This window comes from Fusibacillus kribbianus, from assembly GCF_030053595.1.
Lineage (GTDB): Bacteria > Bacillota > Clostridia > Lachnospirales > Lachnospiraceae > Lientehia > Lientehia kribbiana.
The window spans coordinates 28,127-53,625 of record NZ_JASGBQ010000014.1 but is presented as its reverse complement, the minus strand read 5'-3'; the positions used below and the strand labels follow the sequence as shown (position 1 = coordinate 53,625).

Genomic DNA, 25,499 nt, shown 5'->3' with positions numbered 1-25,499 from the left:
CAAGAGGAGAGTACATGCAGAAAGATGTGATTCTGTTTATGGCGAGCCGCCAGGCAGGCGGTGCCATAGAAGAAGACCGGGTGGAGGTCATCACCGCAGGTCAGTATTATAAGAAAAACGGAGCTCATTTCGTGGTTTATGAGGAGCTTTCCGAAGATGGCCGAACGGCAGCCAGAAATATGATAAAGATCCGGGACGGAAAAACCGAGGTCATAAAAAATGGAGAAGCCAGTGTCCATATGGTCTTTGAGCTCCATAAAAAGAATTTTTCCTATTATGATATGCCTTATGGAAAAATGATGGTGGGTCTTGAGACGGAAAGAATGGATTGTACGGAGGAGGAAGACAGGCTTTCTCTGCTGCTTCAATACCGCCTGGAAGTGGATTATCAGTATATGGCAGACTGTACGGTGGAAATCAGAATTGAATCAAAAGATACCTGTGAAATAAAGCTGGGGTGACGGCAATGGCCGCCGCCCCTTTTACAATTCATGGAGTTCGGAAATTTCGTCCTTTGTCAGGGGACGAAAGGCACCGGGAGCCAGCGCTTCATCCAACACAAGGGAGCCCATAGAGACACGCCTGAGATGGGTCACAGGTTTTCCGATGGCCTGGAACATCCGTTTAACCTGATGGAATTTTCCTTCGTGGATGGTAAGTTCTACCAGACTGGAAACGGCTGGCTCTGCTCCTTTGACGGGACAGAGATCGGAGGAGAGCAGCCTGGCCTTTGCCGGCAGGGTGGGAGCCTTTTCTCCGATGTCGACCCCGGCTTCCAGCTTTCTCAGATCGCTGTCGGTGACAGCTCCGGCGGCCCGGACCAGGTAGGTTTTGTCCACATGGTGTCTGGGAGAGAGCAGATGATGGGCAAGGGCTCCGTCATTGGTAATGAGGAGCAGCCCTTCGGTATCCTTGTCCAGACGGCCGACCGGAAAAAGCTCCTTTCCAGGGGCATCCTTCAAAAGGCTCAGCACCGTGGGAGCCGTATTGTCGTCGGTGGCGGAAACGTATCCGGCCGGTTTGTTGAGCATATAATAAAAAAATTCCGTGTAGGTAAGCTGCCGGCCCTGACAGACCACCAGATCCCTGTCCGGCGATATTTTCTGCTCCGGCTTTTTTACCGGCTCTCCGTTGACCGTGACAAGGCCCTTCCGGAGAAGCGTTTTTACCTGGCTTCTTGTGCCGACGCCGGAATCGGCCAGAAATTTATCGAGTCTTACCGGTTTCATGGTCACTCCTTTTCTGCAGCTGCCCTGGCAGGGGAAACGTCGATCTTCCTGGCGAACAGTGCAAACAGGAAAGCTGCTGAAGCGAAGGCGAAGCAGAGCCAGAATACTGTCCGGCTTCCCGATGCCTCATAGACGCCGCCGAAGATCAGACTGAAAATGGCACGGCCTCCCATGAATACAGCGTTGTAAATGGAGGCGGCGGAGCCGATGGAATCCTCAGGGACGACCTTTCCGATATACTGTACATTGAGCCCTGTGGTGCAGGCGGTCGTCAGGAAGGTGAGGAGGGACGCCGCAAAGAAGAGCGGGACATTGGGTACCCAGGCAAACAGGAACATCCGAATGCTCATGGCTGCAGCAGAACAGAGGAAGAGCCTGCGGAAGCCCAGCTTCGGCAGCAGATATTTATTTAATAATAGAAGAAACAGGATCTCCGGACCTGCACCGAGCATGGAATAGATGCTTACCAGATATTCCGGTGCATGGAGGGTGGAAACCAGATGAAGGGAGGCATAGGCGGTTACCACCTCCGCCAGTCCTCCTGTCAGCAGAGCGAAAATAATAATGAAGAGAAAACGGGAATTCTTCAGAAGAGAACGGATATCTCCCGATTTCACTTCCTCTTTTTCCTTTTCCTGGGAAACCGGTTTTTCCGATTTCTTCGGCAGGAAGAAAATGTTCACCAGGGAACAGGCCATGGCTGCCATGAAGAAACGGAAGAAAATGTGATCGAGTCCAAACTGGCGTACAAGAAACGCGCAGAGAGCGCTTCCGGTGATCCAGCCGATGCAGCCAAAGCAGCGGATGCTGCCGTAGGGGCTCCCGGAATCGGTGCAGTAGCGGATGGTCTGAGTATCCGCCATGGCAAGAATGGAGCATCGGTTCAGTTCAAAACCGATTCCCATGATGATCAGCAGGGCAAAGCCTGTCTGCATGGAAAGCAGAAAGGAAAACAGAATGGTTCCTGCGGTACAGATCATCAGAATTTCCCGGTATTTGCCGGTCCTGTCGCCGATGGCGCCGTAGAGCGGCATGATCACAAGCCCGGCTACCATGGAGACGGAGATAAAGCAGCCGATCTGAAATCCGCTCATATGCATGTACTGCTCCAGATAAACGCTGATGTAGGAGTCGTAGCAGCATAAAGCGATCAAAGTCAGCAGATAATAGAGACGGAAACGATTGGAATAATTCTTGGTCTGGTTCATGACGGTTCCTCTTTCTTCTCGCGAGTGATCAAGTGCCGGGAAAGTGATATGATTAGCCGCACTGTTGAGACGATTCTATCATGGACGCAGGGAACATGCAACCGGTTTTTCTGCTTTCCGGAAGGCGGACAGAACATTGACTGGAAGGGCAGATTCAGTTAAAATAAGAGAGGTGTTATATTAATGAAGAAACTATGCTGAAAACAAGGCACCGGGCAGGAGAGGAGACAGACGGAATATGGCAGAACGGATACCGAGAGCGGGGGAATTTTACCGGCATTTTAAGAACAGGCTGTATCAGATTGTGGCCGTTGCGGAGCATTCGGAGACCGGCGAAGCGATGGTGGTATATCAGGCAATGTACGGGGATTTTAAGATTTATGTGCGGCCTCTTGAATTGTTCACCGGAAGGGTGGACCGGGATAAATATCCGAAAGTGATTCAGGAGTACCGTTTTGAGCGGGTGAATCCTGCAGAGCTTTCTGACCGGAGCGGAAGGGAAGAAGAGCGTCCTGTGTTCAAAGCCCGGGGAAATGAGAGAACGGAAACGGGAAAAGTCCCTGCGGACGAGACAAAGGCGGCAAGGAGAGTTCTTCGAAAAAAAACAGAACGGGTACCTGTTGAGGAGACAAAAGGTCAGGAAAGGCAACGGGAAGAGGATACCTGGAAGAAGCCGGTCATAGGCATCCAGGTGATGCACGGACCTCTCACCGATTACGAAGATTATGGGGAAGCGGAGTTTGTTGCTGCCCAGGAGAAGGTGGTGATCCCCAGAGGCGGACGGGCAGAGCGGGCAGAGGATGAGCTTTGGGAATCTCTGACCGATGAGGCTTTGCAGGCTGCAGAGGCCTGTGGTGAGGAGGGACTTCAGGGCGGCGATACAGTCAGCCCCAAATTCCTTGATTTTCTGGAAGCCAGGACCTATGAGGCCAAGGCGGTGATCCTGGAATCTCTCCGCGAGGAGCTGGATGATGAGATGATCGACGGCCTTGCCATGGCTGTGGATGTGGAGATCCCGGCAGGCTCTCTGGATGAACGGTATCATCAGCTGGAGCAGTGTCTGAAAACCATGGCGCGGTACGAGGACACGCGGCTTCGATAGGCCTGTTTACCTGGTCTTATCCGAGAAATTCCGTAAAATTATGAAGATTTTTATTGACATTCTTTTTTTCACTATATATAATGATATGGCGTGCATAAAAGCAATGCTGTTTTTTGTGCGCAAAAACCGATAGTTACCAATTATACAGGAGGTGAAAAACATGCCCACATTCAACCAGTTAGTAAGAAAGGGTAGACAGACAACCGTAAAGAAGGCAACCGCTCCCGCTCTGTTAAAGGGATACAACTCTTTAAAGAAGAGAGCAACTGACGAAGCAGCTCCCCAGAAGAGAGGCGTCTGCACCGCAGTAAAGACCGCTACCCCCAAGAAGCCTAACTCAGCACTGAGAAAGATTGCCAGAGTACGTCTTTCCAATGGTATCGAAGTAACAAGCTATATCCCCGGTGAAGGCCACAACCTTCAGGAGCATAGCGTTGTACTGATTCGTGGCGGCCGTGTAAAGGACTTACCCGGTACCAGATACCATATCGTCAGAGGAACCCTCGATACAGCAGGTGTTGCCAACAGACGTCAGGCCCGTTCCAAATACGGCGCTAAGAGACCGAAGAAGTAAGGCAGTCATTGAAATTTGTATAAGTGCACGGAATGTAGCATATTTTTCCCTGTAAAACGGGTCCAAAATAGAGTTCACATAAACCGGGCGCGAACATACAAAAACGTGTGAGTACCGACGATTTAATGTAATCATAATTAAGGAGGGAAGTAACGTGCCGCGTAAAGGACATACCCAGAAAAGAGATGTGTTAGCAGACCCGCTTTACAATAACAAGGTTGTTACAAAGCTGATTAACAACATCATGTTAGACGGCAAGAAGGGTGTTGCTCAGAAGATCGTATACGGAGCCTTCGAGCAGGTAGCAGAGAAGACCGGCAAGCCTGCACTGGAGGTATTTGAAGCAGCAATGAACAATATCATGCCTGTACTGGAAGTAAAGGCTAAGCGTATCGGTGGTGCCACCTATCAGGTGCCCATCGAGGTTAAGCCCGAAAGACGTCAGGCGCTGGCTCTTCGCTGGATCGTTCTCTACTCCCGCAAGAGAGGCGAGAAGACCCAGGAAGAAAGACTGGCAAACGAGCTTATGGATGCAGCCAATAACACCGGCGCAGCCGTAAAGAAAAAAGAAGACATGCACAAGATGGCAGAAGCAAACAAGGCATTTGCGCATTACAGATTCTAAAAGGAGGAAAATCCCTTGGCTGGAAGAGAATATCCATTGGAGAGAACCAGGAACATTGGTATCATGGCTCATATCGATGCGGGTAAGACCACTCTGACAGAGCGTATCCTGTACTACACAGGCGTTAACTACAAGATTGGCGATACCCACGAGGGAACAGCCACCATGGACTGGATGGAGCAGGAACAGGAGAGAGGTATTACCATCACCTCCGCTGCAACCACCTGCCACTGGACACTGGAAAAAGAAACCAAACCCATGCCGGGCGCTCTGGAGCATCGTATCAATATCATTGATACCCCCGGACATGTTGACTTTACCGTTGAGGTAGAGCGTTCCCTGCGTGTACTGGACGGCGCTGTAGGCGTGTTCTGTGCAAAGGGCGGTGTAGAACCTCAGTCAGAAACTGTATGGCGCCAGGCTGATAAGTATAACGTACCCAGAATCGCATTCATCAACAAGATGGATATCCTGGGCGCAAACTTCTACAATGCAGTGGAGATGATCAAGACCCGTCTTGGTCACAACGCTGTGCCTGTTCAGCTGCCGATCGGCAAGGAAGATGACTTCAAGGGAGTAATCGATCTGTTTGAGATGCAGGCCTACATCTACAACGATGAGAAGGGCGACAACATCTCCATCACTGAGATCCCCGAAGACATGAAGGAGCAGGCAGAAGAATACAGAACTGCAATGATCGAATCCATCTGCGAGACAGATGATGATCTGATGATGGAGTATCTGGAGGGCGAAGAGCCTTCTACAGAAGCTCTGAAAGCAGCTCTGAGAAAAGCAACGATTTCCGTTGAAATTATCCCCGTACTGTGCGGTACTGCTTACAGAAACAAGGGCGTACAGAAGCTTCTGGATGCCGTTATCGAGTACATGCCCGCACCTACGGATATCCCTTCTATTAAGGGAACCGATATGGATGGCAATGAGGTTGAGAGACATTCCTCCGATGAGGAGCCTTTCTCCGCACTGGCATTCAAGATCATGGCTGACCCCTTCGTAGGAAAGCTGGCATTCTTCCGTGTGTATTCCGGTACCATGAATGCAGGCTCTTACGTGCTCAATGCCACCAAGGGCAAGAAAGAGCGTGTCGGCCGTATTCTGCAGATGCACGCCAACAAGAGAGCTGAGCTTGATAAGGTTTACTCCGGCGACATCGCAGCAGCAGTTGGATTCAAAGTAACAACAACCGGTGATACCATCTGTGACGAGCAGCATCCGGTTATCCTGGAATCCATGGAATTCCCGGAGCCCGTTATCGATATCGCCATTGAGCCCAAGACAAAGGCCGGTCAGGATAAGATGGGCGAGGCTCTCGCAAAGCTTGCAGAGGAGGATCCCACCTTCCGTGTATCCACCAACAAGGAAACAGGACAGACCATCATTGCCGGTATGGGCGAGCTCCATCTGGAGATCATCGTAGACCGTCTCCTTCGTGAGTTCAAGGTGGAAGCAAACGTTGGTAAGCCTCAGGTTGCTTATAAGGAGACCTTCACCAAGACCGTTGAGGTTGACAGCAAGTATGCAAAGCAGTCCGGCGGCCGCGGTCAGTACGGTCATTGTAAGGTTCGTTTCGAGCCCATGGATGCCAATGCTGAGAAGACCTACGAGTTCGCTTCCGAGGTTGTCGGCGGTGCTATTCCCAAGGAATACATTCCTGCTGTTGACGCAGGTATTCAGGAGGCTGCCAAGTCCGGTATCTTAGGCGGATTTGAAGTGCTTGGTATCAAGGCAACTGTATATGATGGTTCCTACCATGAAGTCGACTCTTCCGAAATGGCATTCAAGATCGCCGGTTCCATGGCCTTCAAGGATGCAATGGCAAAGGGCGGCGCAGTGCTTCTCGAGCCCATCATGAGAGTGGAAGTAACAACTCCCGAGGATTACATGGGCGACGTTATCGGCGATATCAACTCCCGCCGCGGACGCATCGAGGCTTTCGAGGATGTGAACGGTTCCAAGCTGATCAAGGGCTACGTTCCACTGTCCGAGATGTTCGGATATGCAACTGACCTGCGTTCCAAGACTCAGGGACGTGCAGCCTACTCCATGTTCTTTGAAAGATACGAGCAGGTACCGAAGAACGTTCAGGAAAAAGTTCTTGCCGAAAGAGGCAAATAAGGCTTGAAAAACCTGTAGTTTTGCAATATAATTGTATTCAGTCGTGAAACTTTGAAACGTAAATAAAATGAGAAGCCCGCCAGGGCAAATTTAAGGAGGACTTTTAAAATGGCTAAGGCTAAATTTGACAGAACAAAGCCGCATTGTAACATCGGTACAATCGGTCACGTAGACCACGGCAAAACCACTCTGACTGCTGCTATCACCAAGGTTCTGGCAGAGAGAGTTGCCGGAAATGAGAAGGTTGATTTCGAGAACATCGATAAGGCTCCCGAAGAGAGAGAGCGTGGTATCACCATTTCTACCGCTCATGTTGAGTATCAGACTGAGAAGAGACATTACGCACACGTTGACTGCCCCGGACATGCTGACTATGTAAAGAACATGATCACCGGTGCTGCTCAGATGGACGGTGCTATCCTCGTAGTTGCTGCTACTGATGGTGTTATGGCTCAGACCAAGGAGCACATCCTTCTGTCCCGTCAGGTAGGCGTACCTTATATCGTAGTATTCCTGAACAAGTGCGATATGGTTGATGACGAAGAGCTGATCGAGCTGGTTGAGATGGAAGTTACCGAGCAGCTGGAAGAGTATGACTTCAATGACTGCCCGATCGTAAAGGGTTCCGCTCTGAAGGCTCTGGAAGATCCCATGGGTGAGTGGGGCGACAAGATTATGGAGCTGATGGACACTGTAGACAGCTACATTCCTGATCCTCAGCGTGATACTGACAAGCCTTTCCTTATGCCCATCGAGGATATCTTCTCCATCACCGGCCGTGGTACCGTTGCTACCGGTAGAGTAGAGAGAGGTACTGTTCATGTATCTGATGAAGTTGAAATCGTTGGTATCAAGGAAGAGACCCGCAAGGTTGTAGTTACCGGCGTTGAGATGTTCCACAAGCTGCTGGATGAAGGTCAGGCTGGTGATAACATTGGTGCTCTGCTTCGTGGTGTTCAGAGAACTGAAATCGAAAGAGGACAGGTTCTTGCTAAACCCGGTTCTGTAAAGTGCCACAGAAAGTTTACCGCTCAGGTATACGTTCTGACCAAGGATGAAGGTGGACGTCATACTCCTTTCTTCAACAACTACAGACCTCAGTTCTACTTCAGAACAACTGACGTTACTGGTGTTGTAAACCTTCCCGAAGGCACTGAGATGTGCATGCCTGGCGACAACGTTGAGATGACCATCGAGCTGATCCATCCCATCGCTATGGAGCAGGGTCTTACCTTCGCTATCCGTGAAGGCGGACGTACCGTAGGTTCCGGAAGAGTTGCTTCCATCATCGAGTAATCTGCGCGAAAGCAATGAGATAAGCGCCAGTTAAGGCGATAATAATAGGGACTCCAAGTTCACTTGGAAGTCCCTATTTTATTGCCTGCGCGGGCATTTGACGAATGCCCGCGACCGAGGAAATGCGAAGCATTTGCGAGGGCGCTTATCGGCTTGCAGGCATTCCACTATCTTTATTTTTGCGATCGCCTTTGGCGATTTGAAGGAAAGCTTGCGATCTATGTGTCGGGAGCAGCCGGTTATTGTGCAGTTATCGCTTGCGGCGGCCGCAATCAATCTGATATTAAGTGCACTGGTCATGATCGGGCTGCCGGTGATCATCACGCAGATGCTGGAATTGGACGGTGAAACGTCAAATCGTCTGTATGGATATGCCGAAAGTGTCTTTGCCATGGGGGCCTTGTGCGGCGGAGCGGGAGCCGGTTTATTTGCTAAAAGGATAAAGGCAAAACACGGATATCTTTTACTGCTGTATGATGGATTGACTCTGATTCCGATCGGTCAGGCAATTTATGGAGGCTTGTTCGAGGTGCTCGGGAAACGAATATTCCTTTTGTTTTTTGCAGCTATGCTGTTGACGGGAATGCTGGCGTTATTGTTGAAAAGGATATTTCAAAAGCTGGAAGCGTTGCTGGAGTGATTGTCTTCCGGTATTACCGGGACTCCTGTTTCGGACGGCCTGATTATTAGTCACTTGACAACTAGTGAACACTAGCATATAATAAAGGAAGACTAGTGATCACTAGGATCTAGACGATTGAAGATATGGAAAGAGGAAACATATGACAACAAAGGAAAAGATCACAGAAGAGGCGCTGACCCTTTTTGCCCAAAAGGGTTATAAGGGAACAAGCGTTAAGAATATTGCCGATGCGGTCGGAATCAAAGACGCTTCCTTATATAACCATTTTAAGAGTAAGCAGGAGATCTTTGACTCGATCGTCGAATTGATCATGGAGCATATCTCCGGCCTTTCTCAGACACTGGGAATCCCGCAGTATGACAAATCGGATGCTCCTATCTCGGGTTTTTATATCAAACTTGATCTGGATGGTCTGAAAAAAATTACGAACGAAGCTTTTGTGTTTTATCTCACGGATCCATATATTTCCCGGTTCTGGCGGGTCGCTCATATGGAGCAATATGGAAATCCTCAGATCTATACCATGTTTCGAAAAATCTTTATGGAAGATGCGATTGCCTACCAGGAAAAGCTTTTTGCAGAGATGATGGAGCAGGAGGTGTTTTATCCGGGAGATGCAAAAGCAGCGGCAATCAGCTTTTATTCACCGATCTATCTGCTTTTGTCCATGTACAGTGATCAGCCGGAACGCAAGGAGGAGGCACTGGAAATACTTGACAGACAGATTGAAGAATTTTTTCGGATTTATCGAAAGAAGGATGAGGAGGAAGATTAAATGGGAGGAACGTGGAGCATACAGGAATATATGACGGCCGGTGTTGAGAATCTCGTCAAAAACGCAGTAAAAGTCACCTTGACAAATCCGGCACAAAGTGTTTTTATGGCCAGATTTGCAGCAGCGTCCAGAGCGGCATCCAGGAAACGGAAAATATCTGAGCAGGCAGGAGAACATATTCCGGCTTTTCTGATTGCCAGTATTACAAGCAGCTGCAATCTTCATTGTGCAGGCTGCTACGCCCGGGCAGTCCATTCCTGTACAGATGAGAAGCCGAAAGAGCAGCTTTCGGCAGAGGAGTGGGATGCTGTTTTTGCACAGGCAGAGGAGATGGGAATCAGCTTTATTCTTCTGGCAGGAGGAGAACCGATGATCCGCACAGATGTGATCGAAAAGGCCGGCAACAGACAGAATCTCCTGTTTCCGATTTTTACAAACGGAACGCTTTTGGATGATACCTATATGAGAATGCTGAAAAAATGCAGAAATCTCCTTCCCATCTTCAGCATCGAGGGAAAAGAAAAACAGACAGACGGCAGACGGGGAGAAGGGGTATATGAGAGGGTTCTTGCTGCCATGGAAGACCTGCAGAAAGAAAAACTGCTGTTTGGCTCTTCTGTAACGGTCACGAAAGAAAATCTGGAAGAGGTGACATCCGATGAATTTCTGAAAAAGCTGGAAGAACGGGGCTGTAAGGCACTGTTCTATGTGGAATTTGTGCCGATGTCGCCGAAACTAAAAGGTCTGGCACCAGGGGATGAAGAAAGAAAATACATGAACCGGCGCCTCTCGGAGCTCAGAAATAAATATTCGGATATGATCTTCCTGTCTTTCCCGGGAGATGAAATCTCCTCTGGAGGATGTATCGCTGCGGGAAGAGGCTTTTTCCATATCAATTCCCATGGCGGTGCGGAACCGTGCCCTTTTTCACCTTATTCCGATGTGAATGTCAGAGATACGTCTTTGAGAGAAGCACTTCATTCCGGGTTATTCATGAAATTACAGAATAACGGAACATTGACGGGAAATCATGAGGGGGGCTGTGTATTGTATGAGAAACGGGACGAGGTGGAAAGCTATTTGATACGTTTTTAGGCAATCGGAGGCTTTTTTGCGGAACGGATCATAGAAAAAGGTTGACTGTAAACCTGGTTTATACCTTACAATAATACATACAGAACTTTCTGCATGGAGGATTTGGTATGACAATAAAGGAAACAGAACAGATAACCGGTTTGACACGCTCCAACATTCGGTTTTATGAAAAAGAAAAACTGATCACTCCGATCAGAAACGAGGAAAATGGATATCGCGAATATTCAGAGGAAGATGTAAAAAATCTGAAAAAAATAGCTTATCTGAGAACCCTGGGAATCTCGATAGAAGATATCCGAAGACTTGTAAATAAAGAAGCCGATTTATTAGAGGTGGTAAAAAAGCAAAAAGGAATTTTAGAGGGGCAGATGTCGGAGCTGGAGCATGCAAAAATTCTCTGTGAACGTATGCTTCAGTCGGGAGAAGAGATAGATTATGCGGATCTGGATGTGGAGCAGTATGTTGCCGATCCGGACGATTACTGGAATAAAAACCGCAGCCTTTTGAAGTGGGATTCTGTCAGCTTCTTCTACCTGTGGGGCGGGAAGCTTGTATGGATCATCATAACAGTTGTCAGTCTGTTGACGGCGGCGGTTTCTTTCCGGTATCTGCCGGCGGAGATCCCTGTTCAGTGGAGCCATGGTATGGCAGTTTCCTTTGCGGACCGGAAATTCGTGTTTGCCTTTCCTGCTGCATGTGTCGTGATCCGGTTTCTGCTTCGACCATTCATTTGGAGATGGCTGAAAAAGAATATCATTGACTGTGATATGAGGGCAGACTACATTGCCAATTATTTGTGCTTTGTTGTCTTATCCGTAGAACTGTTTATCCTTCTCTATGTGAAAGAAATCGTAAGGCATGTGACCATCGTGCTTGCAGCGGACACGATTGTATTTTTCGGATTATTATGGATGGCTTTCCGTAAAAAAGCGGGGGACAGGCGGTGAAGCCGGTCTGACGCTTCAGCGGAAACAGGAATCGTAAAAAACTATAAAAAGATACAGCTTCTCATCGAGGCTGCATCTCGACTATTGCCTCTTCTTGTGGTATAATGCTTCTATTATGCAGTCACGGGAGGAGGCGTTTTCATGGGCGGACAGGAGACTGCAGGAACAAAATCCCATATCTGTATCGGCCTTTTGGCCCATGTGGATGCTGGCAAGACAACTCTTGCGGAGAGCATTCTTTATCTGACCGGCAGTATCAGAAAACCGGGGCGGGTAGATCATGGAGACGCCTTTCTGGACACGTATGCGTTGGAAAAGGCGAGAGGGATCACCATATTTTCCAAACAGGCGGAGTTTAAGCTGGGAGATCGGGATGTGACCCTTCTCGATACTCCGGGCCATGTGGATTTTTCGGCGGAGATGGAGCGGACTCTGCAGGTACTGGATGCGGCGGTGCTTGTCATCAGCGGTGCGGATGGGGTCCAGGGCCATGTGGAAACCCTTTGGCGGCTGCTGCGTCGCTATGATATCCCCACATTTCTGTTTATTAATAAGATGGATCAGCCGGGAACCGACAGGAACGGGATCCTTCGGGAACTGGAAAAAAAGCTTTCGGAGCATTGTCTGGACTTCGGTCAGAGCCTTTCGGATGAGACGTTTATGGAGAGCCTGGCCATGTGCGACGAAGCTCTTCTGGAAAAATATCTGGAGGAGGGCAGGATCGGGAATGCGGATCTGGCTTCCCTTATTAAAGAACGCAAGGTATTTCCCTGCTATTTCGGCTCGGCTCTGAAGATCCAGGGGGTGGAGGAGCTTCTTGACGGGATCGGAGCTTATGTCTCAGACCGGGAATATCCGAAGGAATTCGGGGCAAGAGTTTACAAAATTTCCCGTGACGGACAGAATACGAGACTTACCCATATGAAGGTGACCGGCGGAACTCTGAAGGTGAAAATGCCGGTGGAAGGCGAGAAAGCGGATCAGATCCGGATTTATTCCGGTGCGTCCTTCCGCATGGTCAATGAGGCACCGGCCGGAACTATCTGTGCCGTCACCGGACTGGAAAAAACCTTCAGCGGTCAGGGGCTGGGAATCGAAGAAACCGTTTTGGCGCCGGTCCTTGAGCCGGTGCTCAATTACCGGATCGACCTGCCGGAGGGAAGCGATGTTCATGCGGCGTTTTTGAAGCTTCTGGAACTGGAGGAGGAAGAACCGCTCCTTCATATCGCGTGGGAGGAGCAGCTGAATGAGATCCATGCCCAACTCATGGGAGAGGTTCAGATCGAGATTTTGAAAACCATGATCAGGGAACGGTTCGGCATGGATGTCTCCTTTGGCGCCGGTAATATTGTATATAAGGAAACGATCCGGCAGCCGGTGGAGGGAGTTGGCCATTTTGAACCGCTGCGCCACTATGCGGAAGTCCATCTTCTGATGGAGCCGGGGGAGCCGGGCAGCGGACTGCAGTTTGCGGTCTCCTGCAGTGAGGATCTGCTGGATAAAAACTGGCAGCGGCTGATCCTGACCCACCTGGAGGAAAAAAAGCACCGGGGCGTGCTGACCGGTGCGGAGATCACCGATATGAAAATTACTCTGGCTTCCGGGCGTGCTCATTTAAAGCACACAGAGGGTGGGGATTTCAGACAGGCCACTTACCGGGCGGTCCGGCAGGGCCTTAAACAGGCAGAATCGGTACTTCTGGAGCCGGTCTATGAATACCGGCTGGAGATCCCTGCAGAAAATCTGGGACGTGCCATCCATGATCTGCAGCGGATGAACGGGAGCTTTTCGGCACCGGAAACAGACGGCGATACGGCGGTGCTTCACGGCACGGCGCCGGTGGCCTGCATGCAGGGCTATCAGGCAGAGGTATTGTCCTATACCAGGGGCCGGGGGCGGCTGTTTTGCGTGCTCAAGGGCTATGAACCCTGCCACAACGCAGCGGAGATCATTGCGGCAGCCGGTTATGACGCGGAAACGGATCTGGAAAATCCCACCGGTTCTGTGTTCTGCGCCCATGGAGCCGGCTTTACGGTGCCCTGGGATCGGGTGCCCGAATATATGCATCTGGAAAGCGTTCTGAAGAAAACGGAGGATGGGCCGGAGCAGACGGACAAAGACACCGGACAGAGGGGTGTTCCCGGAACTGCGGGAGCGCTGGCCGGTATTCCGGAGACGGGAAAACGTCCTGCGGTTCGGCAGGACTTCTATGCCATGCAGGCCGATGACAGGGAGCTGGAAACGATTTTTACCAGGACCTACGGTGCCGTGGAGAGAAAACGAAGCGGCTTTGGGAAAACGGTCTGCTCCGGAAGCGCTGAGGTGAAAAAGCTTTCCGTCCAGGGAATGTCTCATCGGCCCGGAGGAAGCGGCAGTGCGGACGGGAGAAGGAGAAGCACTCCGTTAAAAGAGCCGGAAAAGGAATATCTCCTGGTGGATGGTTATAATATTATTTTTGCCTGGGAGGAGCTTAAGGAACTGGCCGCTAAGAATATCGGGGGCGCCAGGGGAAAGCTCATGGATATTTTGTCCAATTACCAGGGCTTCCGGAAATGTACGGTGATCCTTGTGTTTGATGCTTACAAGGTGGAGGGCGGCGTCGGAGAGATCTTCAAATACCACAATATTCATGTGGTATTTACAAGGGAAGCAGAGACGGCAGATCAGTATATTGAAAAAACGGTCCATGAGATCGGAAAGAAATACAGGGTGACTGTTGCGACCTCCGACGGCCTTGAGCAGGTGATCATCATGGGACAGGGGGCCGGACGGATGTCGGCCCAGGATCTGAAGGCGGCCATTGAAGCGGCCAATATTGAAATCAGGGAAATCTGCAGTGCAAAGCCGGGAGGCGGCAGAAATTATCTCTTTGACCAGCTGTCCGATGAGATGGCCGGCTATGTGGAGGAGGTACGTCTGGGTAAAAAGGCATATGGAGAGAAGAATAACCTACAGAACGGCGGAGACGGAGGCGGGACTGCGCATTGAGCAGTTCCTTCGGAGACGAGGGTACTCGAGAGGATGTCTGGCCCTTTTGAAACGGACGCCGGACGGCGTTGCCGTGGACGGATGTCATCGCTATCTCAATGAACGGCTGAAGGCAGGAGAGCTTCTGGCGGTTCACATCTGCGAGACAGAAGTGTCCGATCATATTGTTCCGGTGAAGCTGCCGATAGAGATCGTCTATGAAGATGAGGATATTCTTGTCATCAACAAGCAGGCCGGAATGCCGACTCATCCGTCCATGAACAATTATGACAATTCACTGGCCAACGGTCTGGCCTGGTATTTCAAGGAGCAGGGAAAGCCCTTTGTCTTTCGGTGCACCAACCGGCTGGACCGGGATACGTCGGGGCTTACGGTGGTGGCAAAGCATCTCCTCAGCTCCTGTATTCTGGCAGATATGGCGGTGAAAAAAGAGATGGGACGGGAATACCGGGCGATCGTGCGGGGCCATGTGACTCCTTCGGAGGGAACGATTGACGCACCGCTCGGAAGAAAGCCGGGTTCCATCATCGAGCGGGAGGTGGATTTCGTCTGCGGAGAGCGGGCGGTGACCCATTACCGGGTACTGGAGGAGAAAAACGGGCACAGCCTGGTGGCTCTTACCCTTGAGACAGGACGGACCCATCAGATCCGGATCCATATGAAATATCTGGGATTTCCGCTTATTGGGGATTACCTTTACAATCCGGATATGGAATATATCACAAGGCAGGCTCTGCATTCCTTTCGCCTTGCCTTTCGCCATCCGGTGACCGGGGAATCGATGATGTTTGAAGCGCCGCTGCCGGAGGATATGAGGAGCGTGCTGGAAGAAAGGGAAAATGTATGATAGATTCGTTTATGTTTCTGATGGATGTGATCGGTACGGTGGCTTTTGCAATTTCCGGAGCCATGGCAGCAATCTGCAAGGAAATGGATATTTTCGGAGTCAATATCCTTGCGCTGACCACGGCCACAGGCGGCGGGATCCTTCGGGATATCCTGATAGGAAGAATTCCGCCCCTCATGTTCCGGACTCCCATCTATGCCATGACCGCACTGGCCACGGCAAATGTGGTTTTTGTTGTGCTGTATATCCGGAAAAAGCGGGGCAGAAAAGCACGTGCCGGAGCCTACGAAAGGATCCTGTTCTGGATCGATACCCTTGGACTTGCCGCCTTTACCGTGGAAGGAACCATAGCAGGAGCGGGAGCTCTGGGCGGCACAGGATTGTTTCTCATGTCCTTTGCCGGGGTGATCACCGGTGTGGGAGGCGGCGTGATGCGTGATGTGATGGCGCAGGAGCTTCCGTCGATCTTCGTGAAGCGGATCTATGCCTGTGCTGCACTGGCGGGAGCTGTGACGGTGGCAATACTTTCTTATTATATAGACCAGAAGCAGGCCATGATCATCGGATTTGTCCTGATCATCGTTATCCGGTGTCTGGCAGCCCATTTCCGCTGGAATCTTCCGCGGATCACTCAGTGAATAACGTAATGCCGGTGACAAACGGTATTAAGAAAGGATAGAGATATGAAAGTAATCGATGTGCGAAGTGATACGGTGACAAAACCCACCAGAGAAATGCGGCTTGCCATGGTCGACTGCCCGGTGGGGGACGATGTGTATCAGGATGACCCGACGGTCAATGAGCTGGAGGAGGAAGCGGCACGCATCCTCGGGAAGGAGGCTGCCCTGTTTATGGTCAGCGGAACCCAGAGCAACCAGACCGCGGTCATGACCTGGGCCGGACGCGGCGAGGAGATCATTCTGGGGGAGGAAGCCCATATTGCCTGCCACGAGGTGGGCGCCGTTGCCGTTTTGGCAGGGGCCAATATGCGGACTCTTCATTTTGAAAACGGGATGCCAGATTGTGCCATGATCGAGGATGCCATCCGTGAGGAGGACATCCATTGTCCTGTGACGGCGCTGATCTGTCTGGAAAATGCTCTGGCAAACGGACGCGTGGTGCCGGTTGCCGTCATGAAGGAAATCTATGAGATGGCAAAGAGACACGGAATTCCGGTACATATGGACGGGGCGAGGTGCTTCAATGCGGCGGTGGCCCTCGGTGTGGATGTAAAGGAGATCACCCGGTATACGGATTCTGTTTCCTGCTGCCTTTCCAAAGGACTTTGTGCACCGGTTGGTAGTGTTCTGGCCGGAAGCCGGGAGTTCATTGAGCGGGCGAGAAAGAACAGGAAGCTTCTGGGAGGCGGCATGCGGCAGGCCGGCGTATTGGCGGCTCCGGCGCTGATCGCCATCAAAGAGATGCCGAAGCGTCTCCATGTGGATCACGAAAACGCCAGGTGCCTGGCGGAGGGCCTGAAGGAGATTCCGGGAATCTGCTGCGACAGTTCAGCCGTGGAGATCAATATGGTGTTTTTCCGGATCAACGCCGATGAAGCCGTCTGGAAAGGCCTGTCCGGATATCTGAAGGAGCGGGGTATCCTGGTGAATCCCGGGCAGAAGGGCGAATTCCGTATGGTGACCAACGCCGGCGTGAACCGGGAGGACATCGACACGATACTCCGTGAAGTGAAAGCATACATGGAACAATAAAAGGATAATTGTGAGGGGGATTTTATGAGTCAGAAAAACCATGTAAACGGTGGATTTTCCAGTTCTTTTGGTTTTGTCCTGGCCTGCGTCGGATCGGCGGTGGGGCTTGGAAATATCTGGATGTTTCCCTACAGACTCGGGCAGTACGGAGGGGCAGCCTTTCTGGTTCCCTACTTTCTCTTTATTGCCCTGTTTGGCCTGGTAGGCCTCTCAGCGGAGTTTGCCATCGGAAGAAGGGCAGGAACCGGAACTCTCGGCGCATATGAATACTGCTTTGAACGGATCAAAAATGGAAAGTTGGGCCGCCTTCTCGGCTGGATCCCGCTTCTGGGATCCCTCGGCATAGCCATCGGCTATTCCATCATCATCGGCTGGGTGCTTCGCTCTTTTGCAGGTTCCCTGACGGGAGCGATCCTGGCGGAGGATTCTGCGGCCTATTTTGCCCAGGCTACAGGCCATCTGGGAAGCGTGCCCTGGCATGTGGCGGTCGTTGCAGTCACGGTGGTGATCCTCATTGCCAATGCGGCTTCGGGAATCGAGAAGGCCAATAAGATCCTGATGCCGATCTTTTTCCTGCTGTTTGCAGTGCTGGCCGTTCGGGTGGCTTTTCTTCCGGGCGCATGGGCCGGCTATGAGTTTTTGTTTGTACCCAAGTGGGAATATCTCCTGCGGGCGGACACCTGGATCATGGCCATGGGACAGGCCTTTTTCTCCCTGTCCATCACCGGCTCCGGAATGATCGTGTACGGCTCCTACCTGAAGAAGTCTGAGGACATTCCAAAGGCCTCAGTGCGCACGGCGGTGTTTGACACGGTGGCAGCGCTCCTGGCAGCCCTTGCCATCATGCCTGCAGTCTTTGCCTTTGGGATCGAACCGGGCAGAGGGCCGTCCCTCATGTTCGTCACCCTTCCCAATGTGTTCCGGCAGATGCCCATGGGACGGCTTTTCGCAGCCATCTTTTTCCTGTCGGTGTGCTTTGCCGGGATCACGTCCCTGATGAATATGTTTGAGGCGGTGATCGAAAGCTGGCAGACAAAATTCGGCCTGGGAAGAAGGCTTTCCGTGCTGCTCTGCGGCGGTACAGCGCTCGCAGTGGGACTCTTCCTGGAGAACGAGATCGTTGTGGGAACCTTTATGGATTTTATCACCATTGTGATCGTGCCCATCGGTGCGGTGATGGGAGCCGTCTCCATCTATTATATTTACGGCTACCGGCGGATCAGGGAAGAACTGGACCTGGGAAGGGAAAAGCCGCTTTCTCCGGTCTTCGGCTTCCTTGCAAAGTATATTTATGTTCCGCTGACGGTCCTTGTTCTGATTCTCGGTTTTATTTATAAGGGAATCGGCTGACATTTATTGACAATTCCGGAGGACTGGGATAGAATAAAGCGAACGTATTTCAGAAAGTGCAGGATTGCTTTTACCGGACGCCATCCGGAGAAAAGAGAGCTGAGATACGTTAGGCGAAAGAAACATACGGCGATTTTGTACAGTCCGGGGGCTCTTTTGCTTCCGGGCTGCTTTTATTTCACCGGAATGATCATATGGAGGAAAAGAAAATGGTATTTGGTTTATTGAAGGACATTAAAAACGGCGAATACCGTGTGATCGCGACACCGTCGGAGATTGCGTCCATCGTGGCAGACGGCCATACGGCTCTGGTACAGAAGGGAGCCGGTGAGAAGGCCGGATTTGAGGATGAGGAGTACGTACGGGCAGGCGCAGAGCTGGTGGATACGGCAGAGGAAATGTATGCGCGGAGCGATTTCCTGACAAAGGTCAAGGAATTTGAACCCTGCGAGTTTGATCTGCTCAGGGAAAATCAGATCGTGTTTACCTGCATTCATCCGGCAGCTCATCCGGAGGAGGTACAGGCTCTTCTGAACAAAAAGGTGATCGCCTTTACGGCGGAGGATTCTCATCGTTACGGTTCTCCCAACTGTGAGGCAGCCGGCAAACAGGGAGCCCTCATGGGACTGGAGTCCATGCTTTCCATCAATGGAGGCAAGGGCAAGTTCGTCAGCGGTCTGGGCGGAGCTCCCGGCATGAAGGTGCTGATCCTCGGCGGCGGCGTTGTGGGACAGGCAGCTCTTTCTGTTCTCCATGCCCTCGGAGCCTGGGTGACCGTGATGGATATCAACATCGGTACCCTCAGAAGCATCAGCCGTCAGTATCACGAGCAGGTCAATACGATGATCTCCACCAAGGAGAATATTGCAAAGCTGCTGCCGGAGACCGATATGGTTCTCAACTGCGTGAAGTGGCCCAAGAACCGCACCGATCATCTCATTGACCGGGCGATGGTGAAGACCATGAGCAAGGGCTCGGTCATTGTTGACATCAGCAATGACGTGGGCGTGATCGAGACCTTCCACGAAACGACTCACGAAAATCCCCGCTATATCGAGGAGGGAGTGGTTCATTACTGTGTAAGCAACATCCCGGGAGCCATTGCAAATTCCACTTCCGTGGCTTATGCGGCCTCCGTGCTGCCCCATTTCAGAAGCATCATGAATCAGGGCGTGGCTGCAGCCTGCGCGAAGGATGGCTTCCTGAGAAGAAGTCTGACGGCCTACAAGGGTTATCTTACTCATGAGGAGACCAGTGCCCTGCAGGGAAGACCCTGGATCCGTCCGGAGGATATTCTGGGGCTGACTGGTCAGAACATCGATCCGGCTCCGCCGGCAACGGTGACCCGTTCCGAAAACTTCATTCCCCTGGAGGATGTGAAGCTGTAAATAAACATAAGGGAGAAAGAGTATGGAAGAGTTAGTAAATATGGGATTTATATCGGTTATCCCGCCCATTCTTGCAATCGTGCTGTCCTTTGTGACAAAAAACACCATTGTATCACTTGCCATTGCATGCATCACCGGTACACTGCTGGCAGGACAGGGGATTTTAGGATTTCCCACACTACTTAAGGAAAGCCTGGGTACCACCAGTTTTGCCTGGGTGATGTTACTGAATACCTTTATCGGCATTCTGGTGGCTTATTTTCAGAAAACAGGCGCCATTCAGGGCTTTTCCCAGTGGGTCCATGACAAGCATCTGAGCAGGAGAGGCGCCCAGCTCATGGCGTGGGTGCTCGGTATGTTCGTGTATTTCAGCGACTCCTTCAGCCCCCTGTTTGTGGGCTGCACCATGAGAAGCATCACTGACAAGGCCAGAATTTCCAGAGAAAAGCTTGCCTATATCGCAGACTCCACCTCGGCACCGGTCAGCGTACTGGTTCCCATCACCGGCTGGGCCGCATATTTGAGCGGTCTGGCAGTGGGGATCGGCTGCATCGTGACCCAGGCGGACGGAGCAGCGCTGTTCCTCAAGGCGATTCCTTTTAATTTCTATGCACTGCTTGCCGTGATCTTTGTGGGACTCATCGGATCCGGCATCGTTAAGGATTTCGGCCCCATGAAGAAGGCGGAGAAGCGTGCCATGGAGGAAGGAAAGGTACTGGCTGACGGGGCGACTCCCCTGACCGGAAAGGAACTGACTGATATGGAGCCTTACCCCGGCTTTAAGCCCAGGGTATTTCTGAACTTTGTTCTTCCGGTACTCATGATCATCTCGGCGGCCCTCGGCACCTACATTGCCTTTAAGTCGGCGAAGACCATGGAAGCGTTTCTGTATGTGGGAATTTTCATGATGATCAGCATGATGATCCAGGGCATTCCCTTCAAGGAAGTCATGAACACCATGATGGACGGCATCAAGGGAGCACTTCCCGCCATCGTGCTTCTGGCGCTTGCTTATTCAGTCAATGCCCTGAGCAAGCAGATGGGAACTGCCAATTATATTATCTCACTGTGTGAAGGCTTCTTAAGCCCTAATGTGCTTCCGGCTCTGATCTTCATCGTGGCGGCAGTCATGGCCTTTGCCACCGGTTCCTCCTGGGGGACCTTCGCCATCTGCATGCCCATCGCTCTGCCGTTAGCCTTCAGCGTCACCGGCGGTGAGCTGAACACCATCGTTGTGGCTGTGTTTGCAGCTGTGGCAGGCGGCGGTGTTTTCGGCGATCACTGTTCTCCGCTGTCCGATACGACGATCCTGTCTTCCATGGGCTCGGCATCGGATCATCTGGACCATGTAAAAACGCAGCTTCCCTATGCGATGGTCTGCGGGACTTTGGCGGTCGTCGGCTATCTGATCGTTGGTTTTGTGGCTGTATAGTTCTGTAACAATATAGTAAAAAAGAATGGGAAAGAGGACATTTTTCGGAGCGAAATCCGGGAAATGTCCTCTTTTTGAGAAAATATTACAAAATTGTTGACACCCCTTTGGAACGCTGGTATAATTTATTGCGTATAGAGCATATTGTGCTTTTTGCAGAAATGTGACAAAGTTGTTACATTGCTGTAAAAGAGTCCCGAGTCCTTTACCGAAAATTGGAACTGTTTTTTGTCGGAGAGCGGTTGACAGGGACAGGCACAGCGGCTATAATAATAACAGATGTAATAATTTTGTAACAAATGGGGCGGTTGAAAAACACTGGAGGATGATTTATATGAGAAAAAACAGGATTGCAGTCACAGTCGGCTGTATGTGCGCATCCGTGTTGATAGCGGGAATGCCCATCGCCAATGCGGCAAACAAGATCGAGATCGATTCCGCAGTAGCAGGCCTTTCCGTAGCGATGAACAACTTTTATGCAGGATCGGAGAATCCGGAGAATGAACTGAAGGATTATCTTCAGAGCACACCGACCGTTCAGGCAGCGGCTCCGGCCCCGGAGGTTTCTCCTTATGAGAATATCGCAGTATCCAGAGTCGGCGACGACGAAGGATATGTAAATATTCGTACAGATGCCAGCACAGAAGCAGAGGTAGTCGGAAAGATCTACAACAATTGTGCAGCGACCATCGAGGAGACCGTTTCCAGGGAAGATGGTGACTGGTACAAGATCAAATCCGGTACGGTTGAGGGCTACATCAAGTCTGATTTCTTTGTGACCGGCGATGAGGCTGAGAAGGTTGCCATGGAGATCGGCAAGAGCTTTGCAGAGGTTTCTGAGGGCGGTCTGAGGCTCAGAGAGGAGCCCAACACCGAGAGCGAGGTTATCGACACTCTGTGGCAGGGTGATATCTACACGGTAGTAGATCAGCAGGACGGCTTCGTGAAGCTGTCTCTTGGAAAAGACGATGACGGAAACGATGTGGTAGGATATGCCTCAAAGGAGTACGTGAATACATATGTAAAATTCGATGAGGCCATTTCTCGTGAGGAAGAGCAGAAGATGCTGGAAGAGAAGGCCAGACTGGAGGAAGAGGCCAGAAAGGCTGAGGAAGAGCTGAAGAAGGCTGAGGAAGAGGAGAAGCGCAAGGAAACTGAGGCGGCCAAGAAGGAAGAGACGGAGGCCACCAAGAAAGAGGAAACCAGTGCTTCCAGAGAGGAAACAACCTCAGCACCTACAAAGGAGGAGACGGAGGCTCCCAGACAGGAGAAACCGGAAGCTCCCACTGAGGCAGTTTCCAACGCCACTAGAAGCGCGGTTGTTGCATATGCAAAGCAGTTTATCGGAAATCCTTACGTTTATGGCGGAAACAGCCTGACTAACGGTACTGACTGCTCCGGCTTTACCAGAGGTGTATATTCCCACTTCGGTATCGGACTTCCCAGAACCTCCCGTTCCCAGGCGGGGGCCGGCACAAGAGTTTCCATCGGAAACATTCAGCCCGGAGATCTGGTATTCTACGCTCGGGGCGGAAGCATCTACCATGTGGCGATCTACATTGGCGGCGGACAGATCATCCACGCAATCGATGAGGCTCATGGCATTGGCATTTCCGGACTCGGAAGCCCCTACTGTGCAATATCTCTTCTGTAAATAAGAAATGAGATGATTTTTGCGAGACATAGGAATCGATCCTATGTCTCGTTTTTATATGGAGCTTTGCAAAGCAGCAGAAAGCCAGGGTTGACAAGCCTATAGGTCCCTGCTATAATTGTAATTGGTTGTAATAAATTCGTAATAAATAGCACCAAAATACAGCGAAAACAGGTCTGGAGGAATTCGATGAGAAGAACGAGGAAGTTGATTGTGGCAGGCTGCTTATGTGCGGCGATGGTGATGAATACCACTGCTTTTGCAATGCCTGGTGCAACAAGCCTGGTGACGGTAGCTCCCAAGACGGAGTCATCCGCCTCCTCAAATCATACAGAGGAACCGCAGAGTGCGGCAGTTCCGGAAAAAAGAACAGCGAATAAGGTGACAGCCGGTGCAGCATCCCTGACCCTGGCTGCCAATGTCAGCGTATCTGCAGGAAAGGCGGAAACTGAGGAAGCTCAGAGCGTTTCACAGACTTCGGAGACCGGAGATGAGGCCGCACAGCAGGAAGCAGTTCCCGCGGCAGCCCAGGTGCAGGAGGAGGAACCTTCTCCCTATGCCAATGTGGCAGTTTCTCAGGTGAATGGCGATGAGGATTATGTAAACATCCGTGATGCGGCCAGCACAGAGGGAGAGATCCTCGGAAAGATCTACAATAACTGTGCAGCCACCATTGAGGAGACCGTGGAGGCTGAAGACGGAACCTGGTACAAGATCCATTCCGGTTCTGTGGAGGGTTACATCAAAGCAGAATATTTTATCACAGGTGATGAGGCAGAAGCTCTTGCACTGGAAATCGGCAAGATGTTCGGATATGTGGAGGAAGGCGGCCTTCGGGTGCGTACAGAACCCAATACCGAGAGCGATATTATCACAACTCTCTGGAGCGGCGAAACTTATACTGTGGTGGAGAGCGGCAAGGATGGCTTTGTGAAGCTTTCCCTTGGTGATGATGATGACGGAAATCCCATTACCGGATATGTGGCAGAGCAGTATGTCCAGGTTTATGTGAAATTTGACAAGGCGATTTCGCTGGAAGAAGAAAAAGAGAAGATCGCGGAAGCAAAGAGACGTGAGGAAGAGGCAAAGGCAGCGGAGAGAAGCTCCACAAGAAATGCAGTTGTGGCATATGCAAAGCAGTTTATCGGGAATCCTTACGTTTGGGGCGGCACCAGCTTAACCAATGGAACCGACTGCTCAGGCTTTACCAAGAAGGTCATGGCCCATTTCGGAGTCGGACTTTCCAGAACCTCCAGAGAGCAGGCATATGATGGTTATCAGGTACCTCTTAGCAGTGTGGAACCCGGAGATCTGATCTTCTATGCCAGCGGCGGAAGTATCTTCCATGTGGCTATTTATATCGGCGGCGGAAAAGTGATTCATGCCATCGATGAGGCACACGGCATCGGCATCTCCTCCATGTACTGCATGACTCCTTACTGTGCAGTGGATGTGTTGGGATAATCAAAGCGAGAATAATGATTGGCGGTACGGCAGACAGGCTGTACCGCCTTTTTGCGGCCTTTGTCAGGAACCGGACACTCCGTAGAGCTCCCGGAGGTATTCGCCAAAGGCTTTGGCTGCGGCAGAAAGATAGGAGTTTTTGCCGTGGATCAGGGTGATGGTGGAGGTGAGTTCCTCGTCGTCAATGGTTTTCCAGACAGTTTCAGGATTGCGGAACAGGGAAACTGCCGATTCCGGCAGGATCCCCACGCCAAGGCCTGCATCTGCCCAGAAGGCGGTGGTTCTGGCATCATCATTTTTGCAGAGAGGTTCCAAGGACAGATTCCTGGAATGAAAGGCTTCTTTCAAAACCGGCTCCCACCGACGGTAAAGGATCAGAGGAAGCGCGGATAAAGCTTCCAGAGAAATTTTTCCGTCGGACGAGGGAGATATTTTATGGGATATATCCGGATTTTGGAAGAGGTGTTTGTGGCCGGCAGCCAGGATCGCCTCTTTTTTCAGTGGAATACACTGAAAGTCGCCTGACGGAAAAGGGGTGCGGACAATGGCCAGCTCGATGAGTCCGTTTCTCAGTTTGTCAAGAAGCCCGTAAGTGTTATCCTCGGAAAGCTCAAACTGGATGTCCGGATGAGATTCGTGGAAACCGCGGAACCATTGACAGAAAAGGGTACTGTTTACGGAGGAGACGATGCCCAGACGCAGAGTGCCATGGGATCCGTGCCGATATTCCCGAAGCTCTTCCTTCAGGAGGGAAGACATATGAAGCAGGGTGACGGCCCGCTCATACAGCATTTTTCCGGCATCGGTCAGCCGGATGGAGCGGGGGCCGCGCTCAAACAGCAGGCAGCCGGCTTCCTCCTCCAGAAGCTTCAGCTGGGTACTCAAAGGAGGCTGAGTCATATGAAGCTTCTCGGCAGCGGCGGAAATGGTTCCTTCATTGACGACGGTGACAAAGTAACGGAACTGTTTTAAATCCATGGGCTTCCTCCTATATGAAAAAAATATAAATACTATATAAATATAATAATTTTAATATA

The 25,499-nt window shown here is 51.1% G+C and carries 22 protein-coding genes; 19 read left to right on the top strand and 3 right to left on the bottom strand.

From position 1 onward, the window contains the following. Positions 1–14: 14 nt before the first annotated feature. Positions 15–461 (top strand): YwiB family protein, encoded by a 447-nt coding sequence (locus QJ036_RS08710; protein WP_283231001.1) that lies wholly within the window; start codon positions 15–17, stop codon positions 459–461. A 21-nt stretch (positions 462–482) separates the two neighbouring features. Here the strand turns inward: QJ036_RS08710 and QJ036_RS08705 are convergent, their stop codons facing one another. Both QJ036_RS08705 and QJ036_RS08700 read right to left on the bottom strand, forming a co-directional pair. After that, positions 483–1,229 carry a pseudouridine synthase gene (locus tag QJ036_RS08705; protein WP_283231000.1) on the bottom strand — a complete coding sequence of 249 codons (747 nt, stop codon included), beginning with the start codon at positions 1,227–1,229 and terminating at the stop codon, positions 483–485. Positions 1,230–1,231: 2 nt separating this feature from the next. Then, the gene (locus QJ036_RS08700; protein ID WP_283230999.1) at positions 1,232–2,437 is read right to left on the bottom strand and encodes an MFS transporter; all 1,206 of its coding nucleotides are present in this window, start codon (positions 2,435–2,437) and stop codon (positions 1,232–1,234) included. A 238-nt stretch (positions 2,438–2,675) separates the two neighbouring features. Here QJ036_RS08700 and QJ036_RS14340 point away from each other — a divergent pair, with 238 nt between their 5' ends. From QJ036_RS14340 to QJ036_RS08610, 18 genes are all read left to right on the top strand, one after another. Next, the gene (locus QJ036_RS14340; protein WP_283230998.1) at positions 2,676–3,539 is read left to right on the top strand and encodes a DUF1653 domain-containing protein; all 864 of its coding nucleotides are present in this window, start codon (positions 2,676–2,678) and stop codon (positions 3,537–3,539) included. Between the two features lie 160 nt (positions 3,540–3,699). Next, positions 3,700–4,113 carry a 30S ribosomal protein S12 gene (rpsL, locus tag QJ036_RS08690; protein WP_283230997.1) on the top strand — a complete coding sequence of 138 codons (414 nt, stop codon included), beginning with the start codon at positions 3,700–3,702 and terminating at the stop codon, positions 4,111–4,113. A gap of 154 nt (positions 4,114–4,267) precedes the next feature. Then, positions 4,268–4,738, top strand: a complete 471-nt coding sequence (gene rpsG, locus QJ036_RS08685; protein ID WP_283230996.1) for a 30S ribosomal protein S7 — start codon at positions 4,268–4,270, stop codon at positions 4,736–4,738. Positions 4,739–4,753: 15 nt separating this feature from the next. Next, positions 4,754–6,871 (top strand): elongation factor G, encoded by a 2,118-nt coding sequence (fusA, locus tag QJ036_RS08680; protein ID WP_283230995.1) that lies wholly within the window; start codon positions 4,754–4,756, stop codon positions 6,869–6,871. 108 nt (positions 6,872–6,979) lie between these two features. Further along, a complete protein-coding gene (gene tuf / locus QJ036_RS08675; protein WP_283230994.1) occupies positions 6,980–8,167 on the top strand; it encodes an elongation factor Tu in 1,188 nt (395 codons plus the stop codon). 220 nt (positions 8,168–8,387) lie between these two features. Beyond that, a complete protein-coding gene (locus tag QJ036_RS08670) occupies positions 8,388–8,807 on the top strand; it encodes a hypothetical protein (protein WP_283230993.1) in 420 nt (139 codons plus the stop codon). 142 nt (positions 8,808–8,949) lie between these two features. Further along, a complete protein-coding gene (locus QJ036_RS08665) occupies positions 8,950–9,585 on the top strand; it encodes a TetR/AcrR family transcriptional regulator (protein WP_283230992.1) in 636 nt (211 codons plus the stop codon). Beyond that, entirely contained in the window at positions 9,586–10,680 is a 1,095-nt protein-coding gene (locus QJ036_RS08660) for a radical SAM protein (RefSeq protein WP_283230991.1), read from the top strand. A 107-nt stretch (positions 10,681–10,787) separates the two neighbouring features. Next, positions 10,788–11,627: a MerR family transcriptional regulator gene (locus QJ036_RS08655; protein ID WP_283230990.1), complete on the top strand. Its 840-nt coding sequence runs from the start codon at positions 10,788–10,790 to the stop codon at positions 11,625–11,627. Between the two features lie 141 nt (positions 11,628–11,768). Beyond that, on the top strand, positions 11,769–14,615 hold the full coding sequence (locus QJ036_RS08650; RefSeq protein WP_283230989.1) for a translation factor GTPase family protein: 2,847 nt from the start codon (positions 11,769–11,771) through the stop codon (positions 14,613–14,615). Beyond that, positions 14,560–15,462, top strand: coding sequence for an RluA family pseudouridine synthase (locus QJ036_RS08645; protein ID WP_283230988.1), 903 nt, complete (start codon positions 14,560–14,562; stop codon positions 15,460–15,462). Before QJ036_RS08650 ends, QJ036_RS08645 begins: the two co-directional genes overlap by 56 nt. Further along, positions 15,459–16,100, top strand: coding sequence for a trimeric intracellular cation channel family protein (locus QJ036_RS08640; RefSeq protein ID WP_283230987.1), 642 nt, complete (start codon positions 15,459–15,461; stop codon positions 16,098–16,100). The genes QJ036_RS08645 and QJ036_RS08640 overlap by 4 nt, the downstream gene beginning before the upstream one ends. A gap of 45 nt (positions 16,101–16,145) precedes the next feature. Next, complete coding sequence (gene ltaE / locus QJ036_RS08635) at positions 16,146–17,174, top strand: low-specificity L-threonine aldolase (RefSeq protein ID WP_283230986.1); 1,029 nt, start codon at positions 16,146–16,148, stop codon at positions 17,172–17,174. 24 nt (positions 17,175–17,198) lie between these two features. Further along, positions 17,199–18,524: a sodium-dependent transporter gene (locus QJ036_RS08630; protein WP_283230985.1), complete on the top strand. Its 1,326-nt coding sequence runs from the start codon at positions 17,199–17,201 to the stop codon at positions 18,522–18,524. 209 nt (positions 18,525–18,733) lie between these two features. Next, on the top strand, positions 18,734–19,912 hold the full coding sequence (locus tag QJ036_RS08625) for an alanine dehydrogenase (RefSeq protein ID WP_283230984.1): 1,179 nt from the start codon (positions 18,734–18,736) through the stop codon (positions 19,910–19,912). Positions 19,913–19,934: 22 nt separating this feature from the next. Further along, positions 19,935–21,344: a Na+/H+ antiporter NhaC family protein gene (locus QJ036_RS08620; RefSeq protein WP_283230983.1), complete on the top strand. Its 1,410-nt coding sequence runs from the start codon at positions 19,935–19,937 to the stop codon at positions 21,342–21,344. Between the two features lie 334 nt (positions 21,345–21,678). Continuing rightward, a complete protein-coding gene (locus QJ036_RS08615; protein ID WP_283230982.1) occupies positions 21,679–22,998 on the top strand; it encodes a C40 family peptidase in 1,320 nt (439 codons plus the stop codon). Positions 22,999–23,187: 189 nt separating this feature from the next. Further along, positions 23,188–24,462, top strand: coding sequence for a C40 family peptidase (locus QJ036_RS08610; protein WP_283230981.1), 1,275 nt, complete (start codon positions 23,188–23,190; stop codon positions 24,460–24,462). Between the two features lie 63 nt (positions 24,463–24,525). Here QJ036_RS08610 and QJ036_RS08605 read toward each other — a convergent pair whose 3' ends face one another. Continuing rightward, a complete protein-coding gene (locus QJ036_RS08605; RefSeq protein ID WP_283230980.1) occupies positions 24,526–25,440 on the bottom strand; it encodes a LysR family transcriptional regulator in 915 nt (304 codons plus the stop codon). Between the last annotated feature and the right edge of the window lie 59 nt (positions 25,441–25,499).

Excerpts from the sequence above, each read along its gene's own strand:
- QJ036_RS08710 (WP_283231001.1), top strand. The coding sequence starts at position 15 with ATGCAGAAAGATGTGATTCTGTTTATGGCGAGCCGCCAGGCAGGCGGT.
- QJ036_RS08705 (WP_283231000.1), bottom strand. The coding sequence starts at position 1,229 with ATGAAACCGGTAAGACTCGATAAATTTCTGGCCGATTCCGGCGTCGGC.
- QJ036_RS08700 (WP_283230999.1), bottom strand. The coding sequence starts at position 2,437 with ATGAACCAGACCAAGAATTATTCCAATCGTTTCCGTCTCTATTATCTG.
- QJ036_RS14340 (WP_283230998.1), top strand. The coding sequence starts at position 2,676 with ATGGCAGAACGGATACCGAGAGCGGGGGAATTTTACCGGCATTTTAAG.
- rpsL (WP_283230997.1), top strand. The coding sequence starts at position 3,700 with ATGCCCACATTCAACCAGTTAGTAAGAAAGGGTAGACAGACAACCGTA.
- tuf (WP_283230994.1), top strand. The coding sequence starts at position 6,980 with ATGGCTAAGGCTAAATTTGACAGAACAAAGCCGCATTGTAACATCGGT.
- QJ036_RS08670 (WP_283230993.1), top strand. The coding sequence starts at position 8,388 with ATGTGTCGGGAGCAGCCGGTTATTGTGCAGTTATCGCTTGCGGCGGCC.
- QJ036_RS08665 (WP_283230992.1), top strand. The coding sequence starts at position 8,950 with ATGACAACAAAGGAAAAGATCACAGAAGAGGCGCTGACCCTTTTTGCC.
- QJ036_RS08660 (WP_283230991.1), top strand. The coding sequence starts at position 9,586 with ATGGGAGGAACGTGGAGCATACAGGAATATATGACGGCCGGTGTTGAG.
- QJ036_RS08655 (WP_283230990.1), top strand. The coding sequence starts at position 10,788 with ATGACAATAAAGGAAACAGAACAGATAACCGGTTTGACACGCTCCAAC.
- QJ036_RS08650 (WP_283230989.1), top strand. The coding sequence starts at position 11,769 with ATGGGCGGACAGGAGACTGCAGGAACAAAATCCCATATCTGTATCGGC.
- QJ036_RS08645 (WP_283230988.1), top strand. The coding sequence starts at position 14,560 with ATGGAGAGAAGAATAACCTACAGAACGGCGGAGACGGAGGCGGGACTG.
- QJ036_RS08640 (WP_283230987.1), top strand. The coding sequence starts at position 15,459 with ATGATAGATTCGTTTATGTTTCTGATGGATGTGATCGGTACGGTGGCT.
- ltaE (WP_283230986.1), top strand. The coding sequence starts at position 16,146 with ATGAAAGTAATCGATGTGCGAAGTGATACGGTGACAAAACCCACCAGA.
- QJ036_RS08630 (WP_283230985.1), top strand. The coding sequence starts at position 17,199 with ATGAGTCAGAAAAACCATGTAAACGGTGGATTTTCCAGTTCTTTTGGT.
- QJ036_RS08625 (WP_283230984.1), top strand. The coding sequence starts at position 18,734 with ATGGTATTTGGTTTATTGAAGGACATTAAAAACGGCGAATACCGTGTG.
- QJ036_RS08620 (WP_283230983.1), top strand. The coding sequence starts at position 19,935 with ATGGAAGAGTTAGTAAATATGGGATTTATATCGGTTATCCCGCCCATT.
- QJ036_RS08615 (WP_283230982.1), top strand. The coding sequence starts at position 21,679 with ATGAGAAAAAACAGGATTGCAGTCACAGTCGGCTGTATGTGCGCATCC.
- QJ036_RS08610 (WP_283230981.1), top strand. The coding sequence starts at position 23,188 with ATGAGAAGAACGAGGAAGTTGATTGTGGCAGGCTGCTTATGTGCGGCG.
- QJ036_RS08605 (WP_283230980.1), bottom strand. The coding sequence starts at position 25,440 with ATGGATTTAAAACAGTTCCGTTACTTTGTCACCGTCGTCAATGAAGGA.